This is a genomic window from Xanthomonas sp. LF02-5 (assembly GCF_034105325.1).
Taxonomy (GTDB): Bacteria; Pseudomonadota; Gammaproteobacteria; order Xanthomonadales; family Xanthomonadaceae; genus Xanthomonas_A; species Xanthomonas_A sontii.
In genome coordinates, this window is record NZ_JAXGGF010000005.1 from 388,041 (window position 1) to 404,573 (window position 16,533).

At 70.8% G+C, this 16,533-nt stretch carries 13 protein-coding genes; 5 read left to right on the forward strand and 8 right to left on the reverse strand.

From position 1 onward, the window contains the following. Window positions 1–247: 247 nt before the first annotated feature. The 5 genes from SLW52_RS15355 (at window position 248) to SLW52_RS15375 (ending at window position 5,396) form a co-directional block, all read left to right on the forward strand. Window positions 248–682 carry a hypothetical protein gene (locus tag SLW52_RS15355; protein ID WP_320740536.1) on the forward strand — a complete coding sequence of 145 codons (435 nt, stop codon included), beginning with the start codon at window positions 248–250 and terminating at the stop codon, window positions 680–682. Window positions 683–808: 126 nt separating this feature from the next. Next, window positions 809–1,540, forward strand: a complete 732-nt coding sequence (locus SLW52_RS15360; protein ID WP_017917358.1) for a DUF3348 domain-containing protein — start codon at window positions 809–811, stop codon at window positions 1,538–1,540. A 10-nt stretch (window positions 1,541–1,550) separates the two neighbouring features. Continuing rightward, entirely contained in the window at window positions 1,551–4,007 is a 2,457-nt protein-coding gene (locus tag SLW52_RS15365; RefSeq protein ID WP_320740535.1) for a DUF802 domain-containing protein, read from the forward strand. After that, window positions 4,004–4,654, forward strand: coding sequence for an OmpA family protein (locus SLW52_RS15370; RefSeq protein WP_295963368.1), 651 nt, complete (start codon window positions 4,004–4,006; stop codon window positions 4,652–4,654). The genes SLW52_RS15365 and SLW52_RS15370 overlap by 4 nt, the downstream gene beginning before the upstream one ends. Beyond that, on the forward strand, window positions 4,644–5,396 hold the full coding sequence (locus tag SLW52_RS15375) for a DUF2894 domain-containing protein (protein ID WP_295938189.1): 753 nt from the start codon (window positions 4,644–4,646) through the stop codon (window positions 5,394–5,396). Before SLW52_RS15370 ends, SLW52_RS15375 begins: the two co-directional genes overlap by 11 nt. Window positions 5,397–5,610: 214 nt before the next feature. Here SLW52_RS15375 and tkt read toward each other — a convergent pair whose 3' ends face one another. From tkt to SLW52_RS15415, 8 genes are all read right to left on the reverse strand, one after another. After that, window positions 5,611–7,611: a transketolase gene (gene tkt / locus SLW52_RS15380; RefSeq protein ID WP_320740534.1), complete on the reverse strand. Its 2,001-nt coding sequence runs from the start codon at window positions 7,609–7,611 to the stop codon at window positions 5,611–5,613. Window positions 7,612–7,814: 203 nt separating this feature from the next. Beyond that, window positions 7,815–9,125, reverse strand: coding sequence for a dicarboxylate/amino acid:cation symporter (locus SLW52_RS15385; RefSeq protein WP_153750746.1), 1,311 nt, complete (start codon window positions 9,123–9,125; stop codon window positions 7,815–7,817). 192 nt (window positions 9,126–9,317) lie between these two features. Further along, window positions 9,318–11,027: a BatD family protein gene (locus SLW52_RS15390; protein WP_320740646.1), complete on the reverse strand. Its 1,710-nt coding sequence runs from the start codon at window positions 11,025–11,027 to the stop codon at window positions 9,318–9,320. A 47-nt stretch (window positions 11,028–11,074) separates the two neighbouring features. Then, complete coding sequence (locus tag SLW52_RS15395; protein WP_320740533.1) at window positions 11,075–12,922, reverse strand: tetratricopeptide repeat protein; 1,848 nt, start codon at window positions 12,920–12,922, stop codon at window positions 11,075–11,077. Then, window positions 12,919–13,941, reverse strand: coding sequence for a VWA domain-containing protein (locus SLW52_RS15400; protein WP_320740532.1), 1,023 nt, complete (start codon window positions 13,939–13,941; stop codon window positions 12,919–12,921). The genes SLW52_RS15395 and SLW52_RS15400 overlap by 4 nt, the downstream gene beginning before the upstream one ends. After that, entirely contained in the window at window positions 13,938–14,408 is a 471-nt protein-coding gene (locus SLW52_RS15405) for a DUF4381 family protein (protein ID WP_320740531.1), read from the reverse strand. The genes SLW52_RS15400 and SLW52_RS15405 overlap by 4 nt, the downstream gene beginning before the upstream one ends. Beyond that, on the reverse strand, window positions 14,405–15,343 hold the full coding sequence (locus tag SLW52_RS15410; RefSeq protein WP_320740530.1) for a DUF58 domain-containing protein: 939 nt from the start codon (window positions 15,341–15,343) through the stop codon (window positions 14,405–14,407). The genes SLW52_RS15405 and SLW52_RS15410 overlap by 4 nt, the downstream gene beginning before the upstream one ends. Window positions 15,344–15,401: 58 nt before the next feature. Beyond that, entirely contained in the window at window positions 15,402–16,421 is a 1,020-nt protein-coding gene (locus tag SLW52_RS15415) for a MoxR family ATPase (RefSeq protein ID WP_320740529.1), read from the reverse strand. Window positions 16,422–16,533 lie beyond the last annotated feature (112 nt).

Here is a 16,533-nt window from a genome sequence, read left to right on the forward strand (position 1 = left end):
AGGCATTGGGCAGGATGCACCAGCGCCGCGACCCGCCCTCAGAGGCCACTCCTGGCGCCGAAGCATCGAGGGGTGCGGCAATCCTCCGCAAGCTGCATCGCGCTTCCTCGGGCTGAAGGCCCGGGCATCTAGGGACATTTCCCGATCCCGCACATATCGGCACGCAGCGACAGTGGCTGCGCGACGACCATGTCTGCATGGCGCGCAAGCCGACCATCCATCCCATTGCGACCAAGGATTCCCTTCGATGAACATGCGCCCATCGTTCCGCGCTCTTCTGCTCGTGCTGTCGACACTGCTGCCCTTTGCTGCGCTGGCCGCTCCGCCCGCCACCGTCGCCAGTTGCGCGGGCATCGCCGCTGCCTATCCGATGGACCTCGGTCCGCGTTGCAACAGCAACTACGCGAAGATCAATCACCAGCCGCAAGACGCCGCACAGCGCCTGCAGACCTACTATGCGCGCGTTGAAGTACTGAAGATCTTCAGGAAAGCCCTGCTGTGCAATGGCCTGTACGGCGCCAAGGCTTCGGAACAGCAGCGTTTCGGCAGCGGCGAAGACGGCCATCTGCAGGCGCTGGCCAATCTCTACCAGAACATGCAGAACGACCCGAACCGCCCCGCGGCGCTGTATACGGCTGCCGATCTGAAAGACATCAAGATGAACAAGCCGCAATGCAAATGAGGCAACGCATTCGCACCGAACGCCAGGCGCGCTGAGGTCGCTGGCGTCTCCTCGCGGTTCGGCATCGGCCGCCTCCGGGCAGCCGATGTCATTCGCGTGTAAAATTGCGGGTTTTTGACCACTCACATGGCGAAAGCCCCTCCACGGGCGCCCGTCCCGGGCCCGGCCTTCATTCGCCTGCTGGCGCGCCTGAGCGATGCGCCGATGCCCGCGTCCAGCCCCGCGCTGGCCGACCGGCTCGGCCAATGGATCGACTGGAACCGCGCGGTGGCGGTGTCGCGGGCGCTGGACGGCAAACTGCCCGAGCCTGCCGAAGATGCCCCCGGGGCGCCGGAACCGTCGGCCCTGGAGGCCGAATGCGGCCGCGTGCGCGCTGCACTGGAAGAGAGCATCGCCCTGGACATCGCCAAGGAAACCGGCAAGCCCGTGGGCAAGCGCCAGCACGACCCCGACGCACCGATCGACTACGCGCCGTTCCGCCAGCGCTACCAGGCGCTGCAGCGCGCGATGCTGACCGCGACCGGGCGCCTGCGCGGCCTGCTGCGCGATGCCCTGGTCCCGCTCTCGCCGGAGATGGCGCGGCTGGCCGAGGTCGATGCGGTGATGGAACTGACCCTGAGCCCGCGCGAGCAGACCCTGCTGGCGACGGTGCCCAACCTGCTGGAAGCGCATTTCCAGCGCCTGCGCGCGGCCGCCGCGCCCGCCCCCGATCCATCCCTCACCGACGTTCCGCCGGCGCCGTCCGACGCGGCCTGGCTGGACCTGTTCCGCCAGGACCTGCACAGCGTCCTGCGCGCCGAACTGGACGTCCGTTTCCATCCCATCGAAGCGCTGCTCGCCGCGCTTCGCAGCCGTTGATCCGATCCTCATGCCCAAGACCCTGCTCCATTCCGTCCTGTTCCTTGCCGGCCTCGCCGTGGTCTGCTGGATCGGCGTCGGCTATCTCGGCTCCAACCCGCTGGGCGCCAGCTTCGCCGCGTTGATCGGCCTGTGCTACCTGGCCGGCATCGCCGAGCTGTACCGCTACCGCCAGGCCACGGCGACCCTGCACACCGCGCTGAGCGACGCCGAGGCCGCGCGCGACGACCTGGGCGGCTGGCTGCAACGGCTGCACCCGAGCCTGCGCAACGCGGTGCGCCTGCGCATCGAAGGCGAACGCGCGGCCCTGCCGGTGCCGGCGCTGACCCCGTACCTGGTCGGCCTGCTGGTGCTGCTGGGCATGCTCGGCACCTTCCTGGGCATGATGGCCACCCTGCGCGGCACCGGCCTGGCACTGGACAGCGCCACCGATCTGAATGCCATCCGCGCCTCGCTGGCGGCGCCGCTGAAGGGCCTGGGCTTCGCCTTCGGCACCTCCATCGCCGGCGTCGCGGCCTCGGCGATGCTCGGCCTGCTCGCCGCGCTGTGCCGGCGCGAGCGCCTGCAGGCGGTGCAGCACCTGGACCTGCACGCGGCGACCGCGCTGCGCACGCATTCGTTGGCCTACCAGCGCAACGAGGCCTTCAAGCTGCTGCAGACCCAGGCCACGCTGATGCCCGGCCTGATCGAGCGCATGCAGACGATGATGGCGGCGCTGGAACAGCACAGCGCGGTCAGCGGCGAACGCCTGGCCAGCAGCCAGGACGCCTTCCACAGCCGCACCGAGGCCGCCTACACGCGCCTGGCCGGGGCGGTCGAACACGCCCTGCAGGCCGGCGTGGCCGCGCATGCGCGGGCGTTCGGCGATGCGCTGGAGCCGGTGGTGCAACGCACGCTCGACGGCGTGGCACGCGAGACCGCCGCGCTGCAGGACAGCGTCGGCCAGGCAGTGCAGCGGCAACTGGACGGCCTGGCCAGCGGCTTCGCCCAGGCCGCCGATCAGGCCACGCAGCGCTGGGACAGCGCGCTGGCCGAACAGCAACGCGTCAACGGCGCACTGCTGCAGGAACTAGGCAGTGCGCTGCAACGCGCCGGCGACGGCCTGGAACAGCGCGCCACCAGCCTGGTGGAGGCGACCGCGGCACGCCTGCAGGCCGCCAGCGACGACGCCAGGCAGGCCTGGAGCGAGGCGATGGCGCAACAACGCGAGGCGAACGACGGCCTCGCTGCGCGCCAGGCGCAGGCGCTGGACACGGTGGCCAGCCGCCTGGATGCCACCGCGGAAGCTGCCCAGCAAGCCTGGAGCACGGCGCTGGAACAGCAGCGCGAGGCCAACGCGGCCCTGGTCGCACGCAACGCGCAGGCACTGGACACCGTGGCGACGCGGCTGGACGCCACCGCCGAGGCCGCACAGCAGGGCTGGGACGCTGCGATGGCACAGCAGCGCGCGATCAACGACACCCTCGCCACGCACACGACGCAGGCGCTGGAGACCGTGGCGACCCGCCTGGACGCCACCGTCGAGGCCGTGCAACAGGCATGGAGCGCGGCGCTGGCGCAGCAACGCGAGGTCAACGAGGCCCTGGCCACGCGCAACGCGCAAGCGTTGGATACCGCCGCAGCCAGCCTGGAACAGCGCGCCGCCGCCCTCGCCGAGACGCTGCAGCAGGCCCATGCCGACCTGCAGGAGGCACTGGAAGCGCGCGACCAGGCGCGTCTGCGTGCCTGGACCGACAGCTTCGCCAGCATGGCCGCGACCCTCGGCGGACAGTGGGAGCACCATGGCGAGCGCATCGCACAGCGCCAGCAGGAGATCTGCAGCACCCTGCAGGAAACCGCGGCGGCGATGTCCGAGCAGGGCCAGGCACAGGCGCGCGACACCATCGCCGAGATCGAGCGGCTGGTGCAGGTGGCCTCGGAAGCGCCGAAGGCCGCGGCCGACGTGGTCGCGGAACTGCGCCAGAAGCTGTCCGACAGCATGGTCCGCGACACCGCCATGCTCGACGAGCGCAACCGCCTGCTGGCCACGCTGCAGACCCTGCTGGAGGCGGTCAACCACGCGTCCACCGAACAGCGCAGCGCGGTGGACGCCCTGGTCGCGACGTCGGCCGATCTGCTGGAGCGCGTCGGCAGCCGCTTCACCGAGCAGATCGACGCCCAGACCGGCAAGCTCGACGACGCTGCCGCGCAGGTCGTCGCCGGCGTCACCGAGGTGGTCAGCCTGGGCGACGCGTTCTCCGGCGCGGTGCAGGCCTTCGGCGAATCCAACATGGCCCTGCTGGAACGCCTGCAGGGCATCGAGCAGGCGCTGGACAAGTCGCTGACGCGCAGCGACGAGCAACTGGCCTACTACGTGGCGCAGGCGCGTGAGGTGATCGACCTGAGCATGCTCTCGCAGCAGCAGATCACCGAGGAATTGCGTCAGCTCGCCGCGCGCCAGGCGCCCGACCAGGCCGACGCGGCATGAGCGACGAACTGGAACTGGACGCCGACAACGGCGCCCCGGTCTGGGCGGTGTTCGGCGACCTGATGTCGGTACTGCTCGGCGCCTTCGTGCTGATCCTGATCGGCGTGATCGGCGTGCAACTGCAGCTGTCGAACAAGCTGGATGCGGAGATGCGCCAGCGCCAGCGTGAAGCGCAGCAGCGCAAGACCCTGGAACAGGCGCTGGCCGCACCGCTGGCAGCCGGCCGGGTGACCTTGGTCGACGGCCGCATCGGTATCCGCGGCAACGTGCTGTTCGCGCTGAACTCCGACCAGTTGCAGCCGGAAGGCCGCGACCTGCTGAAGAGCCTGGCCGCGCCGCTAGCCGGCTACCTCAAGGCGCGCGACGAGATCCTGATGGTCAGCGGCTTCACCGACGATCGCCAGGTGCGCGAGAGCAATCGCCAGTTCGCCGACAACTGGGAACTGTCGGCCGAGCGCGCATTGACCGTGACCCGCGCGCTGATCGAGGCCGGCGTACCGGCCGATGCAGTCTTCGCCGCCGCCTTCGGCGCGCAGCAGCCGGTGGCGCCGAACGTGGACGAGGCCGGACGCGCCAGCAACCGCCGCGTGGAGATGGCGCCGCTGCCGCGCATGCGCAAGAGCGCCGCGACACCGCATGCGCCCTGATCGGATCGCCGCCACCGATCGCCTCGCCGCCTGGCGTGCTGAGCATGCCGAGCGGCTGGACCCGCTGCGCTTCCGCTTCCTCGAAGCGCTGGCGCGCCGCACCGAGGCGCAGCAGGGCAAGGCGCGGGAACTGCTGGAGCAGAAGCTGTCCGCGTTGCTCGACGCGTACGCCGCGGCGCTGGCCGCGGCGCCGCAAGGTGCTGGCGATGCCGAGGCCGACGCCGCGGTGCGCGCGATGCAACCAGGCCCGCTCGGTGCCTTGCTGGCGCAGTCCCGCGCCGCGGCGGTTGCGATCCGCGCCGGCAACGACCAAGGCGCCAACCTGGAGGCCAACGACGAAGCCCCCACGGCGACCGATGCCATCGACACAGAACTCCCCGCACCATCGCCCTTGCCCACCGCAGCGACCGCAGCGGCGCGACTCACCGCACCGCAACTGCCCGCGGTCGAAGACGCGCGCCGGCTGTGGACAGAACTGCGCAGCCGCAGCCAATTGCGGCAGTCGCTGCAACCGGCCCCCGCCGACGCCGGCCCGCTCAACTCCGGCGTGCTGGTGCATCGCGCATTGGCGCTGATGCGCACGCTCTCGCCCGGCTACCTGCAGCACTTCCTGTCCTACGTCGATGCACTATCCTGGCTGCAGCAACTGCACGACGGCGGCGCACTGGCGAAGCCGCAGCACCCCGGCAGCGCCGCAGGCAAACCGACGACATCCCGCAGCAAGCCGCGCAAGCGCGGTTGATCGCATCGCCAATGCACGTGATACCGACACCGTCGTGTAGGAGCGGCTCTTGTCCCCTTTTCGGGGATCAGCCGCGTAGGGCGTTACACGGAACCTCGGTCGCGGCTGAAGCCGCTCCTCCGAGATGCGCGCTCTCTCATACGGCACACGCCATCCAGGCAAGAAAAAGGCCGGCATACGCCGGCCTTTTTCGTCCCCTATCGTGGCTCTCGGCTTACAGCGCCTTCGCCGCCGCCACCACATGCTCGGCGGTGATCTGGAAGTGCTTGTACAGCACGTTCGCCGGCGCCGAGGCGCCGAAGCTGTCGATGCCGACCACGGCGCCGTCCAGGCCCACGTAGGCGCGCCAGAAGGCGGTGACCCCGGCTTCCACCGCCACGCGCTTGCGCACCGCCGACGGCAGCACCGACTCGCGGTAGGCGGCGTCCTGGCGATCGAACACGTCGGTGCAGGGCATCGACACCACGCGGGTCTTCAGGCCCGCGGCATCCAGCGCCTGCTTGGCTTCCACCGCCAGGCCCACCTCCGAACCGGTGCCGATCAGGATCACGTCGGGCGTGCCGCCCTCGGCATCGGCCAGCACGTAACCGCCGCGCTCGATCAGCTTGATCTGCGCCTCAGTGCGAGCCTGGAACGGCAGGTTCTGGCGGCTGAACACCAGGCAGCTCGGGCCGTCCTTGCGGGTGATCGCGGCCTTCCAGCTCACCGCCGACTCCACCGTGTCGCAGGGGCGCCACACGTCGTTGTTGGGGATGTAGCGCAGCGACGCCAGATGCTCCACCGGCTGGTGGGTCGGGCCGTCCTCGCCCAGGCCGATCGAGTCGTGGGTGTAGACGTGGATCGCATGCGCCGGGATCAGCGCGCTCATGCGCACGCCGTTGCGCGCATAGTCGCTGAACACCAGGAAGGTGGCGTCGAACGGAATGAAGCCGCCGTGCAGCGCCAGGCCGTTGGCGATGGCGGTCATGCCGAACTCGCGCACGCCGTAGTACACGTAGTTGGCGTTCGGATCATCCGTGGCGACCGACTTGCTGGCCTTCCACAGGGTCAGGTTGGAATGCGCCAGGTCGGCCGACCCGCCGACCAGCTCCGGCAGCAGCGGCGCGAACGCCTCGATCGCCATCTGCGAGGCCTTGCGCGAGGCGATGGTCTGGCCTTCGGCGGCCTGCTTGGCGATGTAGGCGTCGGCCTGGGCGAGGAAGTCTTCCGGCAGCTCGCCGTGCGAACGGCGGGTCAGTTCCGCGGCTTCGGCCGGGTACTGCTTGGCGTACTTGTCGAAGGCCTGCTCCCACTCGGCCTGGCGCAGCGTGCCGGCACCACCGGCGCGCCAGCCGTCGTAGATCGCCTGCGGGATCTCGAACGGTGCGTACGGCCAGTTCAGCGCCTTGCGCGCGCCCTCCAGCTCTTCCTTGCCCAGCGCGGCGCCGTGCGAGGATTCCTTGCCGGCCTTGGTCGGCGCACCGAAGCCGATGGTGGTGCGGCAGCAGATCAGGGTCGGCTTCTCGCTCTCGGCGATCGCCGCCTCGATCGCGGCCTTGACCGCATCGGCATCCTGGCCGTCGACATCGCGGATCACGTGCCAGCCGTAGGCCTCGAACCGCGCCGGGGTGTTGTCGCTGAACCAGCCGGCGGTGTTGCCGTCGATGGAGATATGGTTGTTGTCCCAGAACGCCACCAGCTTGCCCAGGCCCCAGGTGCCGGCCAGCGACGCGGCCTCGTGGGACACGCCCTCCATCATGCAGCCGTCGCCCATGAACACCCAGGTACGGTGGTCGACGATCTGGTGCTCGGGGCGGTTGTAGCGCCGCGCCAGCAACTTCTCGGCCAGCGCGAAACCGACCGCGTTGGCGAAGCCTTGGCCGAGCGGACCGGTGGTGGTCTCCACCCCGGGGGTCTCGCTGCGCTCCGGGTGGCCGGCGGTCTTGCTGTGAAGCTGGCGGAAGCGCTTGAGTTCCTCGATCGGCAGGTCGTAGCCGGACAGGTGCAGCAGCGCGTACTGCAGCATCGAGCCGTGGCCGTTGGACAGCACGAAGCGGTCGCGGTTGAACCAGTGCGGGTTGTTCGGATTGTGGCTGAGGAAGTCGTTCCACAGCACTTCGGCGATGTCGGCCATGCCCATCGGCATGCCGGGATGGCCGGAATTGGCGGCCTCGACCGCATCGGCGGCAAGGAAACGGATCGCGTTGGCGAGTTCGCGGCGGGTGGGCGTCGTCATGAGGGATCTGTCGGAAGCGGGCGCGTGGCGTCGGGCCCACTATTGTCCCACAGGCGGGGATTGGGGATTGGTAGCGTCACCGGCTGGGCGCCTGAGATGGCGCAGGAGCGGCTTCAGCTGCGACAGGCGTTCACCGCAAGGCCCATCGCGGCTGAGGCCGCTCTCACGCGCGGCCGGTTCAGGCCGCGACGCTGCCGCCTTCATCAATCCCGAATCCCGACTCCCGAATCCCCGCCATCCTCCCCCTTGGCCACCATCGTGGTCAGGGCCAGGTCGCCGGTCACGTTCAGCGCGGTACGGCACATGTCCAGGAAATGGTTGACGCCCAGGATCATGCCGATGCCGACCGGGTCCACCCCGACCATCGCGCAGATCAGCGCCACCACCGGCAACGAGCCGGACGGCACGCCGGCGGTGCCGATGCCGCCGAGAATACAGACCAGCATCACCATGCACTGCTGCGCGATGCTCAGCTCCACGCCGAAGAACTGCGCCAGGAAGATCACCGTCACGCCCTCGAACAGCGCGGTGCCGTTCTGGTTGGCGGTGGCGCCGACGGTGAGCACGAAACGCGAGACCTTGTGCGGCAGCCCCATCTGGTCGGCCACGCGCAGCGCGGTCGGCAGCGTGGCGTTGCTGGACGCGGTGGAAAACGCCATCACCGTCGCCTCGCGGGTGGCGCGGAAGAACCACAGCGGCGAGCGCCCGGCCAGGCGCACCGCCACGCCGTAGCTCACCACCATGTGCAGGCCCAGCGCCAGCACCACCACGCCCACGTAGGCACCCAGCCGCACCAGCAGCTCGAAGCCGAACAGCGCCGCCAGGTTGAACATGAAGCAGGCGACCGCATACGGCGCCAGGCGGATCACCAGCCCGATCAGGGTCATCGAGATCTCGAACACACCTTCGATGCCGCGCCGCAGCGTCGCCACCTTGGCGTCTTCGCTGAGCACCATGCCCACGCCGAACATCACCGCGAAGAACATCAGCGACAGGATCGCGCCGTTGCTGGACGCGGCAGCGACCACGTTGTCGGGCACGATCGACAGCAGCATGTCCATGCCGTGCGGCTGGTGCTTGCTCTGGTCGACGATCTGCGCGGTGCGCTCCACGTTCTGCTGCAGCAGTTGCTGCGCCAGCTCGCGATCCACGCCGATGCCCGGCTTGAGCACGTTCACCAGCACCAGACCCAGCAGCACCGCCACACCCGACAGCACCACCGTGTAGCCCAGCGTCTTCCAGCCGATCCGGCCGAGCGCGCGGATGTCGCCCATCTCCGAAATGCCCATCACCAGCGCCGAGAACAGCAGCGGCACGATCAGCATGAAGATCAGATTGAGGAACAGCTTGGAGAACGGCGTGGTGAGGTACTTGGTCAGCGCCTGCACCCAGGCCGCATCGCCGCCCACGCTCATGTGCACCGCCAGCCCCAGCACCAGCCCCAGGACGAAGCCGATCGCCATTTTCCAATGCAACGGCATGCCGGTTTCGGCCTTCACGGGGGTGTCGGTCATGAGTACGCCTTGCGAAAAGGAGCGCTCAGCTTAACAAACCATGAGCAGACATCGACCATCACACGATGGCACAGGCTGCGCGATGAGCGCATCGGCTTGCCGCGTCTCACCTGCAACGTCGGATGGCGCTACCCAAGACTGGCGAGTCACGATCCCGCGATCGCAAGATCGAGCCTGGCTGCACGCCCCCGCTCAAGCCTTGCGGGTCGGGTACAACGGCGGCAGATCGTCTTCCGCCGCCCCGCGCGTGGCGACGCGCCAGCGCGGCCCCGCCGCGAACGCCGCGCGCATCGCGGCGCGCGCCCCGGTCACATCGCCGCCACCGCCCCAGCGTGCGTGCTGCATGCGCAGCACCGCGTCGCGCTGCGCCGGATCGTCCAGACGCTGCACCACCGTATCCAGGTCGGCGACGCCGGCCTGCGCGCACAGGATCGCGGCAACCTCGTCCAGACCGCCGCTGTCCAGGGCCTTGCGCAATTCCGGCAATGCGGCGCGCGCCGTCGCGGGTGCCGATGTCGCACCCGGCGCAGCGTTGGCCGCCGAGCCCGGCAGCGCTGCGACGCCGCGTGCACGGCGCAAGCGGCGCCAGGCCCAGACCAGGGTCGCCAGCCACAGCACCGCAAAGCCCGCGGCCAGCGCCATCCACAGCGGCGACGAGGCGAGCCATCCCCGCAGGGTATGCGTCGGCGCCACCGCAGTGTCAGCGGGAACCACGCTCAGCGTCGGCGCCGCGGGGGTGACCGGGGCGGGGGCCGGCGCGGGCACGCCCTGCCCGGGCTGCACCTGCAGGGTCAGGTCCGGCAGGCTGGCCTCGCGCGCGGCGCCGGCGCCGACGTCCCACCAGGGCATGCGCAGGCCACGCACCAGCAACGGGCCGGCCGCCTGCGGCACGATCGAGTAACGGCGGGTGACGGTCACCTGCGGCCCGCCATCGACGAAGCGTTCCTGCACCTGCGGCGGCTCGGCGAACACCTGCGCGCCATCGACACTGGGCGTGGGCAATTCGGGAAACTGCGCCTGGGTCGCGCCGCTTGCCGTGGCCTCGACCACGATGTCGGCAGCCTCGCCGGCCTTGGCACGCTGCGGCGTGGCGGTGTAGCGCAGGCGCAGTTCGTGCAGCGGCAGCCACGGCTGCGGCGCATTGGCCGGCTGCGCGCGCACCTGCAGGGTCTGCGCGGTACCGCGCGCATTGAGTTCGCCGCCGCGGCCGAAGTAGTCATCGAAGAAGCCGGTGGGGCCGCGGCCGCTGAAACGCGCGCCCGGCAACAGCAGCGAGCCGCTGCGCTCGGGCACCAGCAGGTAGTGCCGCTCGACCACCGTGTACATGCGCCCGTCGATCTGACGGCGGTTCTGGATGTCGTCGCCGACGCGCTGCAGCGACGCGCCGGCCGGCGCGTCCAGGTCCAGCTCGCCCGAGCTCAGCGGCACGCCGAGATACAGCCGCACCACCACGCCCACGCTTTGCTGCACGTAGGGCCGCGCGTCGTCGACGACGGTCTGCACGAAGACGTCGGCGTTGCCCACCTGCGCGGGCACGTCGGCATTGGCGGTGGCCGGCGCGGCGGCACTGGCCGCGGCCACCTCCAGCCGCAAGGGCGCGGTGCGTTCGTTGCCGACCTGCAGCGACGGAATCTCCAGCGTGCCGGTGCTGCGCGGCGTCAGCATCACCCCGAACAAGGACTTCGACGAGACCGTGCCGTTGACGATCTGCATCTGCCGGCTCTTGACCTCGTTGCTGAGCGCGAAATCCGCGCGCAGCGGCGCGTAGTCCGGCGTGGCCGCCGCCTGGTCGGTCTCGATGTTGAGGGTCACGCCCTCGCCGGCGCCGACGTTGTCGCGATCCAGCCACGCGCGCGTGGCGGCAGCCGCCGGCAGCGCCAGCAGCAGCGCGGCCAACACCATCAGCACCGCGCAGGCGCGGGCCCCCTGGCCGAGTCGCTTGAAGTGGATCATGGCTCTTGTTCCCGCTGCCTGCGTTCGTGTTCCAGCCTGAATTTGGCGCGCAGCAGATTACCCGGATCGTCCGGCACCCGCCGTAGCCACGCCTCTACCGCCTGACGCTGCTCGCGTTGCTGCGGCGTCTCGTTCGCGGCGGCAGCGGCGCGCTCGGCGGCCTGTTTGTCGGTGCCACCCTGCTGTGCCATCGCCTGCCGCATCTGCTGGCGCTGCGCCGCATCGGCCTGCTGTTGCGCCTGTGCATCGCCCGGCTTCGGCGGCGCCTGCCGCGCGTCCTTGGCGCCATTGCGTCCCTGCTGGCCGTCGCGCTGCTGGCCGTTTTGCTGCTGGTTCTTCTGCTGCGGGTTCTGCTGGGCGCCGTTCTGCTGCTGACCCGCCTGCTGTTGACCGTTTTGCTGTTGACCGTTCTGTTGCTGGCCATTCTGCGACTGCCCGCTCTTCTGCTGCTGGCCGTCCTTGCCCTGCTGGCCGGACTTGGAGTCCTGCGACGACTGGCGCTTGCGCGCGGCCTCCACCGCGGCGCGGTTGGCGATCGCATCGGCCATCTGCGGATGCAGTTTCAGCGCCTTGTCGTAGGCGTCGATCGCCTCGTCGTAACGGCCCTGCCGTGCCAGCGCATTGCCGAGGTTGTACCAGCCGGCGTCGCTGTCGATGCCTTCGAACTGCTGTTGCGCGGCGGCGAAATCGCCCTTGCGGTAGGCCTGCACGCCTGCATCGAGCCGTTGCTGGCGGACCTGGTCGGCACGTTCCCACCACCCGCCTGCGACAGGACCAGGTGCCGGTGCCGGCGCTGGCGCTGGCGCCTGAGCCTGCGCATGCACCGGTAGCGGCATCGCCAGCGGCGCCAACACCAGCAGCAGCACCGCGGCGCCACCGCGACGGCGGAACGCGAGCAAGGCCAGCAGCATCAGCGGCGGCAGCAACCAATAGCCTTGATCGAGCCACACGCGGCCATGGCTTTCGTCGGCCGCCGTGGCGTCCGCTTCCTGCGGCCGCAGCACGCCCAGCGCGCGCAGATCCGTATCGTCTGGCGTCAACGCCGCGTAGCGGCCCGCGCCCGCTTCCGCCAGCGCGCGCAGCGCGCCCGCATCCAATTGCGCGTGCGACAGCCGACCCTGGTCGTCGCGGTAGGCCGCGCCCTGCGCCGTGCCCAGCCCAAGCGCGGACACGTGATAGCCCTGCCTGGCCGCGCGCGCCGCGGCCTGCTGCGCCTGCGCGTCGGCCTGGTCGCTGAGCACCAGGATGTCGCCGCGGGAGAAGCCGGCCTGGCGCAGCAACTGCGCCGCCCAATCGATCGCCAGGTCGGTGCGCTGCCCCGCCACCGGCATCACCTGCGGCGACAGCGCGTCGAGGAACAGGCCCACGTTCGCCGCATCGTCGGTCAGCGGCGCCACCGTGTACGGCTCGCCAGCGTAGGCCACCAGCGCCACTTCGCCGCCGGCGCGCTCGTGCAGCAGCCGCGCCAGCTTGGCCCGCGCCTGCAGCAGCCGCGACGGCGGCAGGTCGCGCGCGTCGATCTGCGCGGACAGATCCAGCGCGATCACCAACGGCGTGCGCGCCTGCCACAGCGGCTGCTGTTCCTGGCGCCAGCTCGGTCCGGCCAGCGCCAGCACCGCCAGCGCATAGCCCAGCGCGCCCAGCAACAGGCCAGCACTGCCCTTGGCATCGCCACGCGCGAGCAGATGCGGCAACAGATGCGGGTCCACCGTGCGCCGCCAGATGTCATGGCGCCGCCGCCGGCGCCACCATCTCCAGCCGAGCAACGGCAGCAACAGCAGCGCCCACAGCCATTCGGGGCGCAACAGGTGCAATGCCTGGAGGAACTCCATCGCGCGGGTCATTGCCGCCTCCAGGGCCAGATGAAGGACAGCAACGCCAGCGCCAGCGCCGCGGCCAGTGGCCAGGCGTAGCGCTCGATCCGCGGCCGCACCGCCGGACCGGCCGAACGTACCGGCTCGAGCCGGTCCAGTTCGGCATAGATCGAGGCCAGCTCGGCGGTGTCGCGGGCGCGGAAGAAGCGCCCGCCGGTGTCCTGCGCGATCTTGCGCAGCGTGTCCTCGTCGACCTGGTCGTCGCCGCCGCTGCCTGGAATCGGCAGACCGAACAGCGACATACCGCCATCGCCACCGAAGGCGATGGTGTACACGCGCACGTGTTCGGCCTTGGCCAGTTCGGCGGCTTTCAGCGGATCGAGCACGCCGGCGGTGTTGACGCCATCGGTGAGCACGATCAGCACCCGCTCGCCCTGCTTCTGTTCGCGCAGGCGCTTGACCGCCAACGCGATCGCATCGCCCAGCGCGGTCTCGCGCCCGGCCAGGCCGACCACGCTGTCGCGCAACTGGTCGCGCACCGTGGCCAGATCCGCAGTCAACGGAGTCAGCGCATACGCCTGCTGGCCGAACACCAGCAGGCCGATGCGGTCGCCGTCGCGGCGATCGAGGAAGTCGGCCAGCACCGCCTTGGCCGCGGTCAGACGATCAACCACGCTCCCGCCCAGGGTCATGTCGGGCTCGCTCATGCTGCCGGACAGATCCACCGCCAGCATCAGTTGCCGCGCCTGCTGCGGTGGGGCGATGGGTTCGCCCAGTTGCAGCGGCCGCGCCGCCGCCGCGCACAGGCAGAACCAGGCCAACCAGGCAAGCCACACGCTGGCGCGCCACAGCCCGCCGCGTGCCGGCGCGGCGGCCACGGCCTGCAGGCGCTCGCCATAGGGCACGCGCAAGGCCGGCGCATTGCCGCGCCGTGCCGGCAGCAGCAGATTGGCCAGCAGGGGCAGCGGCATCGCCAGCCACATCCACGGCCAGGCGAAGCCGGCCAGCAGGTCGCTGAGGCTCTGCCACGACGACGACACCAGGCTCATCGCCGTCCTCCACGCCGGGCCGCCGCCATCAGCGCCAGGAAGCGGCGCCGCGCCAGCGGCAGCAATGTCTGCACCTGCGCCGGGTCGAGGCTGGGGCGGTAGCCACCGTCGAGCAACACGCGGCCGGGGCCGGCGGAGAACGCCTGGTGTTTGTCGCCGCCATCAAGGAACCGCAACCACTCTTCGCCCTGCAGCGCCGCAGCGGCCGGATCGCGGCGTTGCGCCGCGCGCCGCAGCAGCTCCGAGACCGCGGCCACCTGCGCCGGCGGTTCGCCCGTGCGCGTCGCCGCATCGAACTGACGCTGCCAGCGCTGCTCGCGCCGGCGCCGGCGCATCCATACCAACAGTGCAACGCCGAGCGCCAGCAGCAGCACCGCCGCCAGCATCCACCAGCCCGGTGCGGGCGGCCACCAGGCCGGTGCCGGCGGCAGATGCACATCGCGCAGGGGCAATTGCTGCGGGCTCATGCCGACGCCCCCCGTTGCACCGGCAGCAACCACGACTCGCTGGGTGCGTCGCTCAGCAACACCCGCACCTGCACGCCGCGGCCCGGCAGTTCCGCCGCCAGGGTTTCCAACGGCTGCACGAATTGCGCACGCCAGCGCTGTTGCGCGGTGCTCGCCAGCAGATCCACCTCCACGCGGCGGCCGCTTGCCCAGAACGGCAGGGCGGCACGTGGCGGATGTACTTCCAGCGGATCGGCGAGCAGCAGCAACTCCACTTCGTTGTGCAGCGCCAGCCCGGCCCAGCGCGCTGCGGGCACGGCCTGCGCACTGGCCGGATCGGCCAGCACGGTCAGGCGCGATCCCGGGCGCAGCAGCTTGGCCGCGTGATCCAGCGCCATGCTCAGGCCGGCATCGTCCTGCGGCGGCTGCGCATACCAGCGCGCCAGTGCATCGAGCACGCGCAGCACGCCGCGCGGCCCGGCGGCGGGCGGCACCGGCGCTTCGCTGCGGCTGCCGCGCAAGGCGGCCAGGCGATCGCCCTGGCGCTGCGCCGCCCACGCTGCCACCGCCCCGGCACGCGCCGCCTGCACCGATTTGAAGCGCACGCGCGTGCCGAAGTACAGCGACGGCGCGGTGTCGGCGACGATCAGACTGAGCCGTTCGCGCTCGGCCTGGAACAATTTGGTGTGGGTGCGGCCGCTGCGCGCGGTGAGCCGCCAGTCGATGTGCCGCACGTCGTCGCCGGCCACGTACTCGCGCGACTCGGCGTACTCCATGCCGCGCCCGCGCATCGGCGACGGGGCGGCGCCACTGAGGCCATGGCGGCCTCGGCGCGGCGGCGGCATGCGTGCGACCGCGGCGCGCAGGGCCACCAGCTCGGCCAGGCTGGGACGGATCCCCGCCTCGGCCGGCGCGGCAGCGTGCGGCGTGCCCGGCGCGGTCGGCTGCGGTGCCATCGTCGTTACTCCGCGCGGAGGCGGGCGGCGGGGAACAGCCGTACTTGGCGGCGTCCGCTCACGGCGGCGGTACCTTGTCCAGCAGCGCCGCGACCAGACGATCGCCATCCCAGCCTTCGGCGGTCGCTTCGTAGCTGGGCAGCACGCGGTGGCGCAGTACATCGGCGGCGACCGCGCGCACGTCGTCGGGCGTGACGAAATCGCGTCCGGCCAGCCAGGCGCGGGCGCGGGCGCACCGCTCCAATGCGATCGAACCGCGCGGACTCGCGCCCCAGGCGATGCGCCGCGCCAACGCGGCGTCGTAGCCGCTTGCATCGCGCGAGGCCAGCACCAGTTCGATCAGGTAGCGCTCCAGCGGCGGTGCCATGTGCAGCGCCAGCACCGCACGGCGTGCCGCGAATACGTCTTCCAGCGGCATACGCGGCGGCGGCGCCTCGCCGGCCTCCAGCGGCTCGCGGGCGCGCTCGCGCGCCAGCCGCAGGATCTCCGCCTCCGCGGCCGCTTCCGGGTAGCCGATCCGCACATGCATGAGGAAGCGGTCCAGCTGCGCCTCCGGCAGCGGGAAGGTGCCCTCCTGCTCGATCGGGTTCTGTGTCGCCATCACCAGGAACAGCTTCGGCAGCGCATAGGTGTGCCGGCCGACGGTGACCTGGCGCTCGCCCATCGCCTCGAGCAGGGCCGATTGCACCTTGGCCGGCGCACGGTTGATTTCGTCGGCGAGCAGGATCGGATGGAAGATCGGCCCGGGCAGGAACTCGAAGCGACTCTCCTGCGGGCGCCACACCTCGGTACCGGTGAGGTCGGCCGGGAGCAGGTCGGGGGTGAACTGGACGCGGGCGAAATCCGCTTCCAGACGCGAGGCCAGGGCGCGGATCGCGGTGGTCTTGGCCAGGCCGGGCGCGCCTTCGACCAGCAGATGGCCATCGGCAAGCAGCGCGATCAGCAGGCGCTCCACCAGCGCCGACTGGCCGACGATGGTCTGGGACAGGCCGTCGCGCAGGGCGACGAACGCGGCGTGCAGGCGCTGCTGCTCGGGCGCGGCCGGCGGGGAATCGAGGGTCGGGGATGGAGTGTTCATTTGCGCAGTCTGACCGATCGCCGGTGAAAATGGTTCCGCGCACGGCGGACGCCGCGTGCTGCGAATTCAGGATTTCCTCATCGATGGGCGCAAACGCCGACGGGAGAGGCTT

Coding starts and splice junctions, on each gene's coding strand:
- SLW52_RS15355 (WP_320740536.1), top strand. CDS start 248: ATGAACATGCGCCCATCGTTCCGCGCTCTTCTGCTCGTGCTGTCGACA.
- SLW52_RS15360 (WP_017917358.1), top strand. CDS start 809: ATGGCGAAAGCCCCTCCACGGGCGCCCGTCCCGGGCCCGGCCTTCATT.
- SLW52_RS15365 (WP_320740535.1), top strand. CDS start 1,551: ATGCCCAAGACCCTGCTCCATTCCGTCCTGTTCCTTGCCGGCCTCGCC.
- SLW52_RS15370 (WP_295963368.1), top strand. CDS start 4,004: ATGAGCGACGAACTGGAACTGGACGCCGACAACGGCGCCCCGGTCTGG.
- SLW52_RS15375 (WP_295938189.1), top strand. CDS start 4,644: ATGCGCCCTGATCGGATCGCCGCCACCGATCGCCTCGCCGCCTGGCGT.
- tkt (WP_320740534.1), bottom strand. CDS start 7,611: ATGACGACGCCCACCCGCCGCGAACTCGCCAACGCGATCCGTTTCCTT.
- SLW52_RS15385 (WP_153750746.1), bottom strand. CDS start 9,125: ATGACCGACACCCCCGTGAAGGCCGAAACCGGCATGCCGTTGCATTGG.
- SLW52_RS15390 (WP_320740646.1), bottom strand. CDS start 11,027: ATGGTGTTGGCCGCGCTGCTGCTGGCGCTGCCGGCGGCTGCCGCCACG.
- SLW52_RS15395 (WP_320740533.1), bottom strand. CDS start 12,922: ATGACCCGCGCGATGGAGTTCCTCCAGGCATTGCACCTGTTGCGCCCC.
- SLW52_RS15400 (WP_320740532.1), bottom strand. CDS start 13,941: ATGAGCCTGGTGTCGTCGTCGTGGCAGAGCCTCAGCGACCTGCTGGCC.
- SLW52_RS15405 (WP_320740531.1), bottom strand. CDS start 14,408: ATGAGCCCGCAGCAATTGCCCCTGCGCGATGTGCATCTGCCGCCGGCA.
- SLW52_RS15410 (WP_320740530.1), bottom strand. CDS start 15,343: ATGGCACCGCAGCCGACCGCGCCGGGCACGCCGCACGCTGCCGCGCCG.
- SLW52_RS15415 (WP_320740529.1), bottom strand. CDS start 16,421: ATGAACACTCCATCCCCGACCCTCGATTCCCCGCCGGCCGCGCCCGAG.